The organism is Cryobacterium sp. TMS1-20-1, assembly GCF_004402355.1.
Taxonomy (GTDB): domain Bacteria; phylum Actinomycetota; class Actinomycetes; order Actinomycetales; family Microbacteriaceae; genus Cryobacterium; species Cryobacterium levicorallinum.
This window is the reverse complement of sequence record NZ_SOGF01000027.1, coordinates 60,910-76,070: the sequence shown is the minus strand read 5'-3', so window position 1 is coordinate 76,070 and position 15,161 is coordinate 60,910. Positions and strand designations below refer to the sequence as shown.

Here is a 15,161-nt window from a genome sequence, read left to right as displayed (position 1 = left end):
GTTCGACGCGCGTGTTACGCGCGGTGCCATCTTTCGCCCTATGGCGTACGTGGGGTGCCACGGGCGGGCGGCGATAGGCTCGACGGATGGCTCTCGAATCCGCTGTCCCCCCGACTGTCACGACGAAGAGCGATCGAGATTCTGCCCGATGAGCATTCTGGACGCCGTCAGGTCGGTGCTGTTCGTGCACGCGCACCCCGACGACGAGACCATCGGCACCGGCGGCCTGATCGCCTATCTCGCGAGCCGCGGCATCCGCATCACCCTGGTCACGGCCACCCGCGGTGAACGCGGTGAAGTCGTCGCGGGGCCGCTCGCGGCGCTCGTCGGCACTGCCGCCCTGGCCGAGGAACGCGAGCGCGAACTCGAGCGCGCCGCCCGGACGCTCGGCATCAACGAGGGATTCTGGCTCGGCGAGGCACCGGCCCGCGCGCCCGGGCTCGCGCCGCGCCACTACCGCGACTCCGGTATGGAGTGGATCCGCCCCGGCCTGGCCGGCCCTGCCGCCGAGTCCGCAGCGGATGCCCTCGCCCGCGCTCCGCTCACCGAGGTCACCACCGACCTCGTCGCCGTTCTCCAGCACGTGCAACCGAGCCTGGTCATCAGCTACGACCGAACCGGCGGCTACGGCCACCCGGACCACGTCCGCGTACACGACGCCGCCCTCGCCGCCAGCCGAGCACTCGCCATCCCCTACGCCGAGATTCTCCACTCCCCCACAGCGGATACGGAATGGTTCGACCTCGACACCCATCGCGCCACCGTCGTGGCCGCCCTCCGCTGCCACGCCAGCCAGCTCAGTGTCGACGGCGACTTCATCGTGCACTCCGGCGGCCAGCGCGAACCCATCCGCCCGTCGGTCGGCCTGCGCCTGCGCTGACCATAGCATCCGCTTAAACCAAATGAGGCCGCCCAATGGGCGGCCTCAGAAGCGGTAACAGCGTGTGACAGAACCGGTGGTGGAGATGCGGGGAATTGAACCCCGGTCCACTGCTGTGGTCATATGCCTTCTACGGGTGTATCCAGTGAAATCGCTTTCTCGGCCCCGGAATTTGCCACTGGCATCTACTCCGACAGGCCCAGCCTTCGTTTAAGTCCCTCTACACCCCGTGGCTCAATGTAGAAGCAATCTCTCTAAATGGCGTCAGGATCCGGGTAGAGAGCATTCCCGGTCTGGCGGACTTCTTTAGTGCTTTCGCTTAGGCAGCGAGAGCGAAGTCAGTGCGCTTTGAATTGGCACTTATTGTTTTGCAGAGATCGTTTACGAGATAACCCTGCATCCTCGACCCGCTTCTCACAATTGCGCAAACAATGTCGAAACCGATCATCCCCATACACATCGCACGCCTCAAAAAGCGCCAGCGATGGGTTCGTGTCACACGCTGTTGAATTACCAATCTGCACCAGTTTCGGTGCAGCCCTCCATACTACTACAGAAGTTGCCTAGTCGCCGAGGTGGCGCTGCGCCGACATCGCGCGGTCCGATTCGCGCTTGTCGGTGCGTTCCCGCAGAGTCTGACGCTTGTCGTATTCTTTCTTACCCTTGGCGACGGCGATCTCAACCTTGGCCCGACCATCCGCGAAGTAAATCCGCAGCGGAATGAGCGTGTAACCGCCCTCCTTGGTCTTGTGGCTGATCTTAATGATCTCCTTCTTGTGCAGCAGGAGTTTGCGCTTGCGGCGCGGCGGGTGATTGGTCCACGAGCCACCGGAATACTCCGGAATGTGCACCGCATCCAGCCAGGCCTCGCCGCCCTCGATGAAGGCGTAGCCGTCAACCAGGGTGGCCCGGCCCGCGCGCAGCGACTTGACCTCGGTGCCGCTCAAGACCATTCCGGCCTCGTAGGTGTCACTGATGAGGTAGTCATGTCGGGCCTTGCGGTTGGTCGCCACGACCTTTTCGCCACGTTCCCTGGGCATGTGTTCACCTCAATTTTTATTCGTCAAGTGGATGCCGCCGAAAGATCCGGCAGACAGCCCACCAGTCTACCGGCCCCGCACCTGATCGCTGCGCGCGGGCATCCGCTTGACGCTTAAACCTTGAGGTAGCGGGTGATCGCGAAGTTGGCCGAGAACGCGGCGAGCACCGCACCGACCACCAGCAGGATGGGCACCACAACGAGCGCATCATCCATACCGACCAGGGCAAAGCCGGTGAGTCTGGCCCCGAGATACCCCTGCACGAAGAAGTAGACCAGCGCCACAATCGCGCCGCCGGCGAGCAGCGAGCCGAGCAGCGCCGCGAAGACGCCCTCGAGAATGAACGGCGTTTGAATGAACCGGTTGCTCGCGCCGACCAGTCGCATAATGCCGAGTTCGCGGCGTCTCGAGAACGCCGACAAACGGATGGTCGTGGCGATCAGCAGCGCCGCTGCGATCAGCATCAACCCGGCAATGCCGATGGCGGTGTAGCTCGCGACGTTGAGCACCGAGAAGATCTGGTCCAGGTATTTGCGCTGGTCAGCGACGTTTTCTACGCCGGCAACCCCGGACAAGCTCTCGACCAGCACGGCGGACTGGGACGGGTCCTTGAGGTTGACCCAGAAGGTCTGGTTCAACTGATCCGCGGTCACGTAGTCGGCCACCGGGTTGCCGGCGAACTGCTTCTTGAAATTCTCGAAGGCCTGCTCGTGCGTCTCGAAATAGTAGGTGTCGACGAACGGCGCCAGGGTCGGCGATTCGAGCTGGGCCTCGACGGCTGCGATCTGCTCTGCCGAGGCGTCGCCGCCGGTGCAGGTTTCGCCCGGCGAGATGTCGGAGCACATATAGATGCCGACCTGCGCCTTGTCGTACCAGAAGTTCTTCATCTGGCCGATCTGCATCTGCATCAGTACGGCCGCGCCGACGAAGGTCAGCGAGATGAAAGTCACGAGTACCACGGAGACGACCATGGATGCGTTGCGTCGCAGACCGTTCGCGGCCTCGGAGAGCACCAGTCCGAGCCTCATCGGTTGGGCCCCACGTTCTGTTCGCCGGTTTGGTCGGGTTTCTCACCCGGCGCCCGCAGGCCGAGTTTCTCGGCGAGGGTGAGCTGTTCGGGGGCGTCGTTCGGGGCGACCGGAAGAACCGGGCGCGCCATCGGCGGCGTGGCCACGGCGGGACCGGCCTCCTCTACAGCAGGAGATTCGGCCGCAGGAGCCGACTCAATCGGTGTCGGAACAACCGACGCGGCCGCCGCTGCAACCGCAGCTGCCGCCGCCTGGTGCAGCGACACGGAGGTTTCGGGAACCGGCGCCGACGGATGCGTCAACGAGGGTTGGGCCGCGGCCCGCGCTGCGACGGCGGCCGACGCGACCGGCGCGGGGTCGCTCGCTGCGGCATCCGCTTCAGACGTCGGCACGATGGTCGGGATGGACGCGGTGGCGTAGCCGCCCTGGCGTTCATCCCGCACGATCTCGCCGTTGACCAGTTCGATCACGCGGCGCTGCATCTTGTCCACGATGCCGGCCTCGTGGGTGGCCATGATCACGGTGGTGCCGCCCGCGTTGATGCTCGCGAGCAGTGCCATGATTTCGGCGCTCGTGGTGGGGTCGAGGTTTCCGGTGGGCTCATCGGCCAGCAGAATCTGGGGCTTGTTCACGATGGCGCGGGCAATGGCCACGCGCTGCTGCTCACCACCGGAGAGTTCGTGCGGCAGGCGCTGGGCTTTCTCGGCCAGGCCGACCATCTTCAGGGTGTCGGGCACGGCTTCCTGAATGAAGCCACGGCTCTTGCCGATGACCTGCAGGCTGAACGCGACATTGTCGAAGACCGTCTTGTTCGGCAACAGCCGAAAGTCCTGAAAGACCACGCCCATGTTGCGGCGAAAATAGGGCACCTTGCGGTTGGAGATCGAGCGCAGGTCTTGCCCGAGCACGTGGATGCTGCCGCTGGTCGGCTTCTCCTCCTTGAGCACGAGCCGCAGGCAGCTCGATTTGCCCGATCCGGAGGCGCCGACCAGAAAGACGAATTCGCCTCGCAAAATCTCGACGTCGATCGAGTTCAGGGCCGGCCGAGAGGTGCCGGGATACTTCTTGGTTATGTGATCAAAGCGGATCATAGCTCTTAGAGCCTAGGCACCCGCTGGCGTTTTCCCTACTGCGACATACCCGAGAGAGGGAAGGCTCAGCATCCGTTTAGTCTTCGGGGGCTTTCTTGCGCCAGCGGATGCCGGCCGAAATGAAACCGTCCAGGTCACCATCGAAGACGTTGCTGGGGTTGTTCACCTCGTACTCGGTGCGCAGGTCCTTGACCATTTGGTAGGGCGCGAGCACGTAGCTGCGCATCTGGTCGCCCCAGCTCGCGGTGATGTTGCCGGCGAGCTCTTTCTTGGTCGCGGCCTCTTTCTCGCGCTCGAGTACCAGCAGCCGGGACTGCAGCACGCGCATGGCTGCGGCCCGGTTCTGAATCTGGCTCTTCTCATTTTGACAGCTCACCACGGTGCCGGTGGGCAGGTGGGTGATGCGCACGGCGGAGTCGGTGGTGTTGACCGACTGGCCGCCAGGGCCGCTCGAGCGGAAGACATCCACGCGAATATCGCCGTCGGGCACCTCGATCGACTCGGTCTGTTCGATCAAAGGCACCACCTCGACCGCGGCGAACGAGGTCTGGCGCTTGCCGGCCGAGTTGAACGGGCTCATCCGCACCAGGCGGTGGGTTCCGGCCTCGACGCTGAGCGTGCCGAAGGCGTAGGCGGCATCGACCTCGAAGGTCGCGCTCTTGATGCCGGCTTCTTCGGCGTAGCTGATGTCGAGCACGGTCGTGCGGTAGTCGTGCTGTTCGGCGTAGCGCAGGTACATGCGCAGCAGCATTTCGGCGAAGTCGGCGGCATCCACTCCCCCGGCGCCGGCGCGAATGGTGATGACGGCGTTGCGTTCGTCGAATTCGCCGTTGAGCAGGGTCTGCACTTCGAGCTCGCCGAGCAGCTTCTGCAGGCTGGCGAGTTCGACGCCGGCCTCGTCGGCCAGTTCCTGGTCGCCCTGGCCGTCATTGGCCATCTCCACGAGCACCTCGAGGTCATCGAGGCGGGCTCCGATGCTTTCGATGCGGGCCAGTTGCGACTGCCGGTGGCTGAGGTCGCTCGTCACCTTCTGGGCGTGCTCGGTGTCGTCCCACAAGTCGGGCATACCGGCCTCGCCGCTGAGGTCGTCAATCTCCGCGCGCAGTCGATCAATGTCGATCACCGAGCGGATGTCGCCAAACGTGGTCCGCAGCGCGGCGATCTGTACTGAGAAATCCAAGTCAATCATGTTCTGTTCAGCCTACCGGGCGAAGGCGCGGTACTGCCGGGCTGGTGGGAGCACCACTCGAACAGCACTCCGGAAAACACGGTCGGGATCGCACGTGCCGGATTACAGGGGCGGGATCGCACGGGTCTGAGCAGCACGGGTCGGGATAGCACGGTCGGGATTGCACTGCGAGTAGCATCGAACCGATGAGCAACCACGAGCGCCCCTTCAGCCTGCGCTCGGTCGCCCTGGTCGCGTTCCTACCGACCCTGCTGTTCTCAATCGGCGAGGGCGCGATTATCCCGCTGATTCCCCTGGTTGCGACTGACCTCGGTGCTTCCCTGGCCATTGCCGGTGTGATTGCAGCGATGGTCATGCTCGGTGAGCTGGTCGGCGATATTCCCAGCGGCTGGATCGTCTCGCGCATCGGGGAACGGAACGCGATGATCTGGGCATCCGCTCTCACCATCGGTGCCGTGATCGTCTGCATTGTCGCTCCCAACCCACTCGTGCTCGGTCTCGGCATTTTTCTGGTCGGCCTCGCCACAGCCATTTTTGCCCTCGCCCGGCATGCCTTCATGACCAACTATGTGCCGCTGGTCTACCGGGCCCGCGCGCTGTCGACCCTCGGCGGCGTGTTTCGAGCCGGCTGGTTTGTCGGCCCCTTTCTCTCGGCCGGCCTGATTCACCTCACCGGTGGTACGCAGGCCGTGTTCTGGGTGTTCATCATCTGCTGCGTCGCCGCATCAGCGACGCTGCTGTTGTTGCCAGACCCGTCGAAAGCCTTTGCCACTCCCTCCGCTGATAGGACCATATTCGACGCCACCGACACGAGCACCGGCGCGATCAGCAGCACCGGAACGGCGCGACCGGCCGTGCCGGTGCAGGGATTGTTCCAGACCATTTGGAGTCACCGCGGAGTGCTTTTGCGGCTCGGTACGGGCGCCGGTCTGATCGGTGCGATGCGGGCCAGCCGCACGGTGATGCTGCCGCTCTGGGCGGTCAGTATCGGCATCAGCGCCCCCGACACGGCGTTGATCATCGGCATCGCCGGCGGCATCGACTTCGCCCTGTTCTATGTCAGCGGCCAGATTATGGACCGGTTCGGCCGCATCTGGAGCGCGCTGCCCTCGATGATCGGCCTCGGTGTCGGCCACCTGGCACTCGCGTTCACCCACGACCTGCCGAGCAACGTGGAGTGGTTCATCGGCGTGGCCATGTTCCTCTCGCTCGCCAACGGGGTCGGCAGCGGCCTGCTGATGACGCTCGGCGCCGACCTCGCTCCGCGGCCGAATCCCGCACCGTTCCTGGGCGCCTGGCGGTTCACGGCCGACTTCGGGAGCGCCGCAGCTCCCCTGGCGGTCGCCGGCATCACCGCGCTGGTCTCGCTCTCGGTTGCCAGCGGCGTGATGGGGGCAATTGGCCTCTGCGGCGCGGTGCTGCTGCGCCGCTACATTCCGCGCTACGCCCCGCATCGCCCCGGCCGCCTGCTCTGACCGGGCGAACCTGACCGGGTGGAATGTTCCCGGCGGCTCGCGCGTTGGGCCAAATATGCCCCTCATCGGAGAATACGAGCCAAGCACCGCCCAGTGGGTGCGCGACCAGGTCGACCTGTACGAGAAGTCCGGCGGAACCGAGGGCACGACTCTGCGTGACATGCCCGTGATCGTACTCACCACCGTCGGCCTCAAGAGCGGCAAGTTGCGCAAGGCACCGCTCATGCGCGTCGAACACGACGGCCACTATGCCGCTGTCGCCTCGCTCGGTGGCAGCCCCAAAAACCCGGTCTGGTACGCCAACGTCATCGCGCACCCCGAGGTGGAGCTGCAAGACGGGCCCGAGAAGTGGGACATGCGCGCCCGCGAGATCACCGGCGACGAAAAGGCCGTCTGGTGGGAGCGCGCCGTGGCAGCCTTCCCCGACTACGCCGCCTACCAGGTCAAGACCGAGCGGAAGATTCCGGTTTTCGTGCTCGAACCCATCGAATAAAGGTGGCGAAAGCAGCCACCCGCAAGGCGTCGATCGACCGCATCACGCTGCCCGACCTCGCCGACGACGACGGGGCGCAGCTTTGTTCCGGCGACGGTCGCGAGGCCGAGCGCTACGCCGGCGTGAACCTCGACGGCCGCGACCTGACCGGTATCTCCTTCGGGGAGTGTGAATTTGCGGGAGTCTCGCTGCATGAGACCAAGCTGCGCGGAGCATCCTTCTCGGAATGTCTCGCCACCGATCTGCACGCCCCGGTGTTCAGCGCGCCGCGCTCGAACTGGCGTGACGTGCAGATCAACCACGCCCGACTCGGCTCGGTCGAGGTCTACGAGGCGACGCTGCGCTCGGTGCACATCGACGGGTCGAAGCTCGATTTCGTAAATCTGCGCAACGCGACCCTGACCGATGTGCTGCTGAGCAACTGCATTATCGACGAGCTCGACCTCGGCAGCGCCACCGTGCAGCGCCTCGAACTGCAGAACTGCCGCATCGGCACCCTCGATGTCGGCGGCGCCAAGCTCAAGGACGTCGACCTGCGCTCCAGCGACTTCTTGGCCGTCCACGGCCTTGAGAGCCTGCGCGGTGCCACGATCGACGATGCCCAGCTCGGCATGCTGGCGCCGCTTCTCGCCGCCCACCTCGGCCTGCGCGTCGAATAGGCAGGGCCTCGGCGCCGCTCGATAAGCGGATGCCCGGGCCGGCCTGGTACGGCCGCCCGCGCGGGGTCGCCGCGTCAGGGAATCGCGACCGCGGTCAGCTCGAGGTCGGACTTCGGCTGGTCGCGCTGGGTCGCGATCGCAGCCCCGGCGGCCACGCAGACCACGACGATCGCGATCTGCTGCAGCAGCGTGAAGGTTTCGCCGAGCACGAGCGCGCCGAACCCGGCAGCGATCACCGGGCCGAAGCTCGTGATGATCGCGTACAGCCGAGGGCTTATCCGCCGCAGAATGTACGTGTCGAGTGTGTAGGGAAAGGCCGAGGAAACCACTCCGACGAGCAGGAGCAACCCGACAACGCCCCAGGTGAACGCCGACAGGTCGAGGGTGAGCACGGCGAACGGCACCACGATCACGAGGCTGACCAGGCTGGCAATGGAGATACCCTCAAGGCCGGCAAATTCGGTCGCCACCCTGCGGGTCAGCAGAATGTAGCAAAACCAGGAGGCCGCTGCGGTCAGGGCGAGCACGACGCCGAGCAGGTCGAGCGTGCCGTCCGACCAGGTCAGCAGAAACACGCCCCCGGCGGCGGCCGCGGCGCACACGAAGTCCAGGATGCGGCGGCTGGTGACGAGGGCGAGAGCGAACGGGCCGAGAAATTCAATGGTCGCCGCAACGCCCAGCCCGAGCATGCTCACGGCCTGGTAGAAGCTGAGATTCATCACGGCGAGCACGACGCCGAGGGCGAGCGGCGGCCAGATGCGGCTCCAGGTCAGGTTCTTGAGCCTGGGCCGGGCCAGCGGCAGCACGACGATGACCATGACGATTTGTCGGGCCGCGACGACGACCGGCGAGCCGACGAGGGGAATGAGCAGTCCGGCCAGCGACGAACCGAAATTGATGCTGACTTCGGTGGCGAGTTGAGCTCCCGCACCCTTCCACTGCCCCCGCTTGGTACGCACACTGCTCCTGTCGGCGCCGTCAGGGCACCTAGCGAGGGTACCGCGCGCGGCATCCGCTCTGAGAATGCGCGGACGACCGCGGCCTAGAGCTGGAGCGGAACGAAGGTGTATTCGCTGGTCAAATGTTCGTGCTGGCAGGCACCGCAGTAGAGCACTCCGGACACGCGCATCGCGTCGACCCGGGAGGAGCATTGGATGACCTTGGGCCCACAGCACGGCGAGATCACCATGAAGCCACCCGATTCGGCCGGATCGTGACCGCTCAATCCGCGGTAGTGATGCACTCCCTCGCAGGGGAGAAGGGACTCGAAGTCGAGCTGCTCCACACTGTGCTCATCGACTTCGTGTCGGTCTAGTAATGCATCCATGAATTAACAGCCGTTCTCGGTGATTCTCAGCCGCCATGCTGGGCCACGTCAACCGGTGGCGACCAGCCCGGTTGAACGACGACCCGAGGTCGCCAGCACTACCAACCGGGGACCGGGGCTGGAACGAGTTTCGACTGCGTAAAAATGTGATGCTCCTACGGGTAAGAGGCCTCCGTGTCGGCTACGTGTCTGTGCATAGTACGCTTCCATCCTGAAAAAGCTAGTGCGCCTTGGTGGGCGCTCCCCGCCTACCCCGGCCATCTCCCTCGAGAGCGGGAAATGTGTTGCTTCACGGGTGCTGAGGCAGCAATTATCCCGCTCTCGCTGAAGGGGATGCTGTTAGTGGAACACAGCCCGGGACACCGCCGTTACCTCGAGCGGCACCCCGTCGGGAACCACGAGGGTGAGCACGGGTGGGCGCCACCACGACCGCAGGGTCACCGACGCGCTCTGCCCATCAGCGGATGCCGCGCTCGTCACGCCGAGCGCCTCGAACGAGGCGTGCGGGACCAGGCGCAGGTATTCATCCACCGCAGCCGACACGTCACCGGAGCGCAGCTGCGGCCGAGGGCCCACCATTCCGACCTGCACCTCGCCGAGAGTGAAGGCCTCGGACCCGGCGAGCGCCGCCCCGTCGGCAAGGCTCAGCAGCCGCTTGTGCTCGAGGTAGAGCGACGTCGCTGAGAGTGCCACGAGCACGAGGCTGAGGGCGAGAAAGCCGTAGAAGATGATGAGCAGCAGGGTCGACCCGTCCTCGGCCCCGGCATGCGGCAGGCGCCCGCTCATTCGAGGCCGCCAAACCGGGACACGACCTGCGTGGATGCCGCAGTCATCGGCACGCTCGCGCTCTGCTCGAGCGCGAGCAGGTCGGGCACGAGCGGCAGGGCGATGCCGATGCGCACGGTGACCGTCACGAGAGCCTGGCGGGTGAGGCAGTGGCTCGGCCCACCGGAGCACTCGATCTGCACCTCGGCATCTCCGGCATCCAGTCCGTAGTCTTCGAGCGCGAAGGCCACGGCGCGCCGAGCGCGCTCGGTCGCCGTGGCCTGGTCCGGCGCCTGCACGTAGACCCTGGCTGCCTGCCGCGCGGCTCCCTCCACGGCGAGCGCACCGCCCTGCAATGACGACAGGGCGAGCACGAGGTAGACCAGCGGAACCAGCAGGATCATTCCCGCCGTGATGAATTCCAGCGAGGCCGAACCGGCCTCACTTCCGGGCGCCCCGGAGCGACTACTCCAGCGTTTCGACCGCGGCATGCGCGACCACCTCCAGTCCGCGCGGGGCACCGAGCAGGCCCATCAGTGGCAGCGGCGCCACCACCCGTACTTCGACGCTCGGGTAGTCGGCACGGGGGCCGTAGCGAGCGACCACATCGGTGGCATAGGTTGCTCCGATGGCGGTCGTGATCAGATCGCGCGTTCGCGCAGCTCCGGCAGGCAGGCTGCTGTCGGCGAGCGTGGCATAGCGGGCGCCCTCGGCCGCCGCATCGAGCACGGTGTTGCGAATGTGCAGCGCGAGCGCCAGCTGCATGACCATGAGCGTGAGAAAGGTCAGCAACGACACCACCATGACGAACTCGGCCACGGCGCTACCCGCCTCGTCGCGCAACTCGTGAAGGCGCAACCAGGCGAGCCGGCGCATCCGGTTATGCATGGGTCGGTCAGAAACTACTGACGCGATCCATGGCCTGCTGGAAGACCCCGCTGAGGGCCGGACCGGCCAGCCCCCAGATGATCAAAACCAAACCGGCCGTCATGAGCGTGATCAGCACCCAGCCGGGGACGTCACCCGTTTCGTCGTGGAGCAGACCCTTGAGGCGAAGCATGATTCGGGACATGGCATTCTCTTTTCTGGTGAGCGGAACGGTACCGGGCAGTGCGTTTAGAAGCCGGCCTGCAGAACAACCAGGCCGGGAAATACAGCGAATAAAACGGTCATCGGCAAAATCAGAAAAACCAGCGGCACAAGCATGGCAACTTCCTTCTTGCCGGCCATCTCGAGTAGCGAGCGTTTGGTCTGGTCGCGGGAATCCTGGGCCTGCGCGCGCAACACCTCGGCGATCGGCGAGCCCCGGTCGAGGGCACCGGTGACCTGATCGACAAATCGGGTCACCTCCGGCAACTGGATGCTCCGCGACAGCGCCGAGAGCGCCACCCCGATCGGTACCCCCGCGTGCACCTCGGTGATCACCCCCGCGAATTCTCGCGACAGCTCCCCCGAACTCGTGCGGGACACCCGCCGGATCGAATCCAGGATGCCTTCCCCCGCCGACAGCGACAGGGTGAGAAATTCGAGAATGGTCGGCAACTCGCTGCGCATGCGGGCCAACCGGGCGGTGGCGGCCCGCTGCAGGAGCCAGTCCCGCAACACGGCGCCACCGATTCCCGCCACGAACGGCACGACCACGCGCGCCGGCCACGGCAGTTCCGGAAGGGTGACGATGGTGATCACCGTGCCGGCGGCAAAGGCGAGAAGCGCCCAGACCAGTTGCACCGAGCGAAACTCCAGCGCGGTCTTCGCCGAGCCTGACTGGTGGAGTCGGCGCGCGATGAACTCGCTGCCGCCAAGCAGGTTCGACAACCCGCGGGTGAGCGCTCCGAACAGCGGCGCAAACAGGCTGCCCAGCACAGGAATCGGGTTGACGGTTTTCCGGGCGACGATGCTGCGGGCTTCGGCGGAGACGTCGAGAATGTACGGCACGACCCGATCGATCAGACGGGGCCGGGTCAGCCGCGGCGTCAGGCTCACGAGCGACCACAGCCCCACACCGAGACCGCTGCCGCAGAGGACGGCCCAGCCCAGGCTCGCGCTCATGGCCGGCACCCGCCGGCTACGCGAACCATCGGCGTTCCTCCGGCAGCCGGCCGAGCGCGAGCATGACCCGGTAGGCCACGATTGACAGGGCCAGGCCGCTCGCGATCACGGCGACGCCAGCCGGCGAGTTGTAGGCGACGGCAGCCTCCGGGCGGGACGCGAGCAGCACCAGGATTATCCACGGTGCGGCCACCCCCAGTCGGGCCGCATTGACGACCCAGGACTGCCGCGCCTCAACTTCGAGCCGTACCGCGGCATCCTGTCGTAGCCAGGCTGCGAGGCTGCGCAGCACCACGGTGAGGTCGCTTCCACCCACTTCCCGGGCCATGCGCAGGGTTTCCAGGATGCGATCGGCGACCGGATCGGCGAGGGAGCGTTTGAGTTCGTCGACGCAGTAGCTGAAATTGCCGGTGGCCCGGTACTCCCGCTCGAACTGGGCAAACGCCGTGCGGGTGGCCACCGGTCCGGCCTGGGCGAGGCTGCTCACGCTGTCGGGCAGGGCCAGCCCGGAACGCAGTGCCGACACGAGGTGATCGACGACATCGGGCCAGACCGTGCGATTGGCCCGGCGCCGGGCCGCGGCCCGCCACGAGACGATCAGCCACGGCAGCAGCACTCCGACCAGTCCGGCAACGGCGCTCAGGGCCTGTACGGCGAACAGGCCGTGCATCAGGGCAGCGGATGCCACACCCACGATCGTCGACACCGCCAGGAACGCCGACACCGGCACCGACCGCAGCCCACCCTGAACCAGGCGCACCCGCATCCGCTCCCCGGCGCCCGCCCGGCCTCCCGCGGATACAGCGCCGGCCGGCCAGAGAAACGGCGCCAGCAGCAGCACGAGCCCACTCCCGAGCAGGCACCCCAGCACGAGAGTCATGCGGCACCCTGCCGCAACACCAGCGCCGGGTCGACGCCGGCGGCACGAAATTTGGCGAGCTTGGTGGGATGCGAGCCGGTCGGCTCGAGGTGCCCGTGCGGGGACAGAAACAGGGGGCTCGCCTCGATCGTCGAGCCGGCCAGTTGGCCGCTCGGCGCAATGATCTCGGTGACCCGGCGACGGCCGTGCCGATCAATCTCGCAGTGCACCACGATGTCGATGCAGCCGGCCACCGTCGGCAGCACGAACGACGAGTCGATGTTGCGCCCGGCCAGCAGCGGCAGGGTGGAGAGCTTGGCCAGCGCGTCCCTGGCACTGTTGGCATGAATCGAGCACATTCCGGGGAGCCCGCTATTAAGGGCGATCAGCAGGTCGAGGCTTTCAGCCTCGCGCACCTCACCGACCACCAGCCGGTCGGGCCGCATGCGCAGGGATTCCTTGATCAGGCGGCGCAGGGTGATCTCGCCGGTGCCCTCGAGGCTGGGCTGCCGGCACTGCATCGCGACGACGTCTCGGGCCGACAGATCGAGTTCGAAGGTCTCCTCAACGGTCACGATGCGCTCACCCGGCCGCGTCGACGAGAGCAAGGCGTTCAGCATCGTGGTCTTGCCGGTCTGGGTGGCGCCGGAGACCAGAATATTCTGGCCGCCGAGCACGCAGATCCGCAGAAAATCGGCGGCCTGCTGGGTGAGTGAGCCGAGCCCGACGAGCTGGTTCAGATCGCGAATGCGCCGGGTGAACTTGCGAATGTTCACCGCCCAATATTTTCGCGTTATATCCGGGATCACGACGTGAAGTCGGGAGCCGTCGGGTAGCGAGGCGTCGACGAACGGCGACGAGAGGTCGACTCGGCGACCGGAGGCCTGCAGCATCCGCTCAACGAGGTCGCGCACGTCCTGCTCGCCGAGCAGCAGCGTGGTCAGCTCGGGGACCCCGTCGCGGGCGACGAATACCCGGGCGGGGCCATTGATCCAAATCTCTTCGATCTCCGGATCATCCAGAAACGGCTGCAAGACGCCGAAACCGGTCAGCGCGGCCACAACCTCGCGGGCGGCCTGGTGCTCGTCGGCGATCATCGGAGCGAGCCCGCTGAGCGCCCGCTCGCTGTACCGGCGCAGTTCGTCGCGCACGTACTGCTCGACCAGCGCGTTATTGGCCGCCAGGTCGACGCCCTCGCGGCGCACCCGCGATCGCACTTGCTCTGTGATGATACGAACGGCTTCGGTCATCCCCGTATGATGGCCTCAATTGCCGTTCTGCGTAAAAGTTATCCACAGGGCTTGTTTTTAGGTGCCCCGAGCCCCAAAAATGGTCGCAACGGATGCCGGGCATCCGTTGCGATTATCAGCGATCGACCCAGCGTCAGCGCGCTGACCAGCCGCCGTCCATCGTGTAGCTCGAACCGGTGACCATGGCAGCATCGTCGGAGGCGAGCCAGGCCACGAGCGACCCGACCTCGGCTGGTTCAACCAGTCGTTTGATCGCGCTCTCGGTGAGCATGATCTTGCTGAGCACCTCGGCCTCCGGAATGCCGTGCACCAGAGCCTGGTCGGTGATCTGCTTCTCGACCAGGGGGGTGCGCACGTAACCGGGGGCCACGCAGTTGCTCGTCACTCCGTGCGCCCCGCCCTCGAGGGCGGTCACCTTGGACAGGCCTTCAAGCCCGTGCTTGGCCGAGACATAGGCACTCTTGAACGGCGAGGCACGAATGCCGTGCACCGAGGACACGTTGATGATGCGCCCAAAGTTCGCCGCGTACATCTGCGGCAGTACGGCCCGAATCAGCAGGAACGGGGCCTCCAGCATAAGCGTGAGAATATTGTGAAAATCGGCCGGATTGAAGTCCTGGATCGGATTGATCCGCTGAATTCCCGCGTTATTGACCAGAATGTCGACGCCGTCGAGAGCAGTGGCAAGAGCGTTATCGGTGAGGGCCTCGGTGGCCATCAGGTTGACGGTCCAGATTGATCCACCGACCTCCTCGGCCAGGGAGGTCGCCTCCGCTGTGTCGATGTCGGCGACGACGACGTGCGCGCCCCGAGCGGCGAGCGTTCGAACGACGGCCGCGCCGATTCCGCTCGCCCCGCCGGTGACGAGGGCGCGACGACCGGCCAGGGGCTGGCTCGGGGTTCGAACGGAGACGCTGCTGGCAACGAAGGTGTTGGCGCTGACGGCGTCGGTGAGATCAGTCATTTGGTTCCTTTTAGTTGCGCGATCGCTGCAGGGTGGGTCGGTCAGAGGCGGGGCACCCCCGGCGCCCCGCCTCTGACGATCGAATGAGTTGA

Annotated in this window: 18 protein-coding genes and 1 other RNA gene; 4 read left to right on the top strand and 15 right to left on the bottom strand. The window is 65.8% G+C overall.

Translation table 11 applies throughout. The features are described 5' to 3' along the window. The first annotated feature begins 148 nt into the window (after positions 1-148). Positions 149-880, top strand: a complete 732-nt coding sequence (locus E3O45_RS06815) for a PIG-L family deacetylase (RefSeq protein ID WP_134442702.1) — start codon at positions 149-151, stop codon at positions 878-880. Positions 881-957: 77 nt separating this feature from the next. Here E3O45_RS06815 and ssrA read toward each other — a convergent pair. The 5 genes from ssrA to prfB form a co-directional block, all read right to left on the bottom strand. Beyond that, positions 958-1,332: a transfer-messenger RNA gene (ssrA, locus tag E3O45_RS06810) on the bottom strand. A gap of 111 nt (positions 1,333-1,443) precedes the next feature. Continuing rightward, entirely contained in the window at positions 1,444-1,920 is a 477-nt protein-coding gene (gene smpB / locus E3O45_RS06805; RefSeq protein ID WP_092449344.1) for an SsrA-binding protein SmpB, read from the bottom strand. A 113-nt stretch (positions 1,921-2,033) separates the two neighbouring features. Next, positions 2,034-2,948 (bottom strand): permease-like cell division protein FtsX, encoded by a 915-nt coding sequence (gene ftsX, locus E3O45_RS06800; RefSeq protein ID WP_104132645.1) that lies wholly within the window; start codon positions 2,946-2,948, stop codon positions 2,034-2,036. Next, positions 2,945-4,039: a cell division ATP-binding protein FtsE gene (ftsE, locus tag E3O45_RS06795; RefSeq protein ID WP_134442701.1), complete on the bottom strand. Its 1,095-nt coding sequence runs from the start codon at positions 4,037-4,039 to the stop codon at positions 2,945-2,947. Before ftsE ends, ftsX begins: the two co-directional genes overlap by 4 nt. Positions 4,040-4,115: 76 nt before the next feature. Next, positions 4,116-5,228: a peptide chain release factor 2 gene (gene prfB / locus E3O45_RS06790; RefSeq protein ID WP_134442700.1), complete on the bottom strand. Its 1,113-nt coding sequence runs from the start codon at positions 5,226-5,228 to the stop codon at positions 4,116-4,118. A 185-nt stretch (positions 5,229-5,413) separates the two neighbouring features. On the opposite strand from prfB, the gene E3O45_RS06785 reads away from it, so the two are divergent. The 3 genes from E3O45_RS06785 to E3O45_RS06775 are packed head-to-tail and all read left to right on the top strand — an operon-like array spanning position 5,414 to position 7,855. Beyond that, positions 5,414-6,703, top strand: coding sequence for an MFS transporter (locus E3O45_RS06785; RefSeq protein ID WP_134442699.1), 1,290 nt, complete (start codon positions 5,414-5,416; stop codon positions 6,701-6,703). A 55-nt stretch (positions 6,704-6,758) separates the two neighbouring features. After that, positions 6,759-7,196: a nitroreductase family deazaflavin-dependent oxidoreductase gene (locus E3O45_RS06780; protein WP_092449355.1), complete on the top strand. Its 438-nt coding sequence runs from the start codon at positions 6,759-6,761 to the stop codon at positions 7,194-7,196. 2 nt (positions 7,197-7,198) lie between these two features. Further along, the gene (locus tag E3O45_RS06775; RefSeq protein WP_134442698.1) at positions 7,199-7,855 is read left to right on the top strand and encodes a pentapeptide repeat-containing protein; all 657 of its coding nucleotides are present in this window, start codon (positions 7,199-7,201) and stop codon (positions 7,853-7,855) included. Between the two features lie 74 nt (positions 7,856-7,929). On the opposite strand, the gene E3O45_RS06770 is transcribed toward E3O45_RS06775, so the two are convergent. The 10 genes from E3O45_RS06770 to E3O45_RS06735 form a co-directional block, all read right to left on the bottom strand. After that, on the bottom strand, positions 7,930-8,814 hold the full coding sequence (locus E3O45_RS06770) for a DMT family transporter (RefSeq protein ID WP_241985258.1): 885 nt from the start codon (positions 8,812-8,814) through the stop codon (positions 7,930-7,932). An 83-nt stretch (positions 8,815-8,897) separates the two neighbouring features. Further along, positions 8,898-9,182 carry a hypothetical protein gene (locus tag E3O45_RS17495; RefSeq protein WP_134467497.1) on the bottom strand — a complete coding sequence of 95 codons (285 nt, stop codon included), beginning with the start codon at positions 9,180-9,182 and terminating at the stop codon, positions 8,898-8,900. A 339-nt stretch (positions 9,183-9,521) separates the two neighbouring features. After that, positions 9,522-9,968 carry a pilus assembly protein TadG-related protein gene (locus E3O45_RS06765; protein ID WP_134442696.1) on the bottom strand — a complete coding sequence of 149 codons (447 nt, stop codon included), beginning with the start codon at positions 9,966-9,968 and terminating at the stop codon, positions 9,522-9,524. Continuing rightward, positions 9,965-10,438 carry a hypothetical protein gene (locus E3O45_RS06760; protein WP_134442695.1) on the bottom strand — a complete coding sequence of 158 codons (474 nt, stop codon included), beginning with the start codon at positions 10,436-10,438 and terminating at the stop codon, positions 9,965-9,967. The genes E3O45_RS06765 and E3O45_RS06760 overlap by 4 nt, the downstream gene beginning before the upstream one ends. After that, entirely contained in the window at positions 10,413-10,835 is a 423-nt protein-coding gene (locus E3O45_RS06755; protein WP_241985257.1) for a TadE/TadG family type IV pilus assembly protein, read from the bottom strand. The genes E3O45_RS06760 and E3O45_RS06755 overlap by 26 nt, the downstream gene beginning before the upstream one ends. 7 nt (positions 10,836-10,842) lie before the next feature. After that, positions 10,843-11,019, bottom strand: a complete 177-nt coding sequence (locus E3O45_RS17490) for a hypothetical protein (RefSeq protein WP_166789417.1) — start codon at positions 11,017-11,019, stop codon at positions 10,843-10,845. Between the two features lie 44 nt (positions 11,020-11,063). Further along, positions 11,064-11,996, bottom strand: a complete 933-nt coding sequence (locus E3O45_RS06750; protein WP_134442694.1) for a type II secretion system F family protein — start codon at positions 11,994-11,996, stop codon at positions 11,064-11,066. A gap of 16 nt (positions 11,997-12,012) precedes the next feature. After that, on the bottom strand, positions 12,013-12,876 hold the full coding sequence (locus E3O45_RS06745) for a type II secretion system F family protein (RefSeq protein ID WP_134442693.1): 864 nt from the start codon (positions 12,874-12,876) through the stop codon (positions 12,013-12,015). Next, positions 12,873-14,105, bottom strand: a complete 1,233-nt coding sequence (locus E3O45_RS06740; protein WP_134442692.1) for a CpaF family protein — start codon at positions 14,103-14,105, stop codon at positions 12,873-12,875. The genes E3O45_RS06745 and E3O45_RS06740 overlap by 4 nt, the downstream gene beginning before the upstream one ends. A gap of 133 nt (positions 14,106-14,238) precedes the next feature. Continuing rightward, positions 14,239-15,069: a 3-hydroxybutyrate dehydrogenase gene (locus tag E3O45_RS06735; protein WP_134442691.1), complete on the bottom strand. Its 831-nt coding sequence runs from the start codon at positions 15,067-15,069 to the stop codon at positions 14,239-14,241. Positions 15,070-15,161: the final 92 nt, after the last annotated feature.

Coding starts and splice junctions, on each gene's coding strand:
- E3O45_RS17495 (WP_134467497.1), bottom strand. CDS start 9,182: ATGGATGCATTACTAGACCGACACGAAGTCGATGAGCACAGTGTGGAG.
- ftsX (WP_104132645.1), bottom strand. CDS start 2,948: ATGAGGCTCGGACTGGTGCTCTCCGAGGCCGCGAACGGTCTGCGACGC.
- E3O45_RS06755 (WP_241985257.1), bottom strand. CDS start 10,835: ATGCATAACCGGATGCGCCGGCTCGCCTGGTTGCGCCTTCACGAGTTG.
- smpB (WP_092449344.1), bottom strand. CDS start 1,920: ATGCCCAGGGAACGTGGCGAAAAGGTCGTGGCGACCAACCGCAAGGCC.
- E3O45_RS06750 (WP_134442694.1), bottom strand. CDS start 11,996: ATGAGCGCGAGCCTGGGCTGGGCCGTCCTCTGCGGCAGCGGTCTCGGT.
- ftsE (WP_134442701.1), bottom strand. CDS start 4,039: ATGATCCGCTTTGATCACATAACCAAGAAGTATCCCGGCACCTCTCGG.
- E3O45_RS06765 (WP_134442696.1), bottom strand. CDS start 9,968: ATGAGCGGGCGCCTGCCGCATGCCGGGGCCGAGGACGGGTCGACCCTG.
- E3O45_RS06780 (WP_092449355.1), top strand. CDS start 6,759: ATGCCCCTCATCGGAGAATACGAGCCAAGCACCGCCCAGTGGGTGCGC.
- E3O45_RS06785 (WP_134442699.1), top strand. CDS start 5,414: ATGAGCAACCACGAGCGCCCCTTCAGCCTGCGCTCGGTCGCCCTGGTC.
- E3O45_RS17490 (WP_166789417.1), bottom strand. CDS start 11,019: ATGTCCCGAATCATGCTTCGCCTCAAGGGTCTGCTCCACGACGAAACG.
- E3O45_RS06760 (WP_134442695.1), bottom strand. CDS start 10,438: ATGCCGCGGTCGAAACGCTGGAGTAGTCGCTCCGGGGCGCCCGGAAGT.
- E3O45_RS06740 (WP_134442692.1), bottom strand. CDS start 14,105: ATGACCGAAGCCGTTCGTATCATCACAGAGCAAGTGCGATCGCGGGTG.
- prfB (WP_134442700.1), bottom strand. CDS start 5,228: ATGATTGACTTGGATTTCTCAGTACAGATCGCCGCGCTGCGGACCACG.
- E3O45_RS06815 (WP_134442702.1), top strand. CDS start 149: ATGAGCATTCTGGACGCCGTCAGGTCGGTGCTGTTCGTGCACGCGCAC.
- E3O45_RS06735 (WP_134442691.1), bottom strand. CDS start 15,069: ATGACTGATCTCACCGACGCCGTCAGCGCCAACACCTTCGTTGCCAGC.
- E3O45_RS06745 (WP_134442693.1), bottom strand. CDS start 12,876: ATGACTCTCGTGCTGGGGTGCCTGCTCGGGAGTGGGCTCGTGCTGCTG.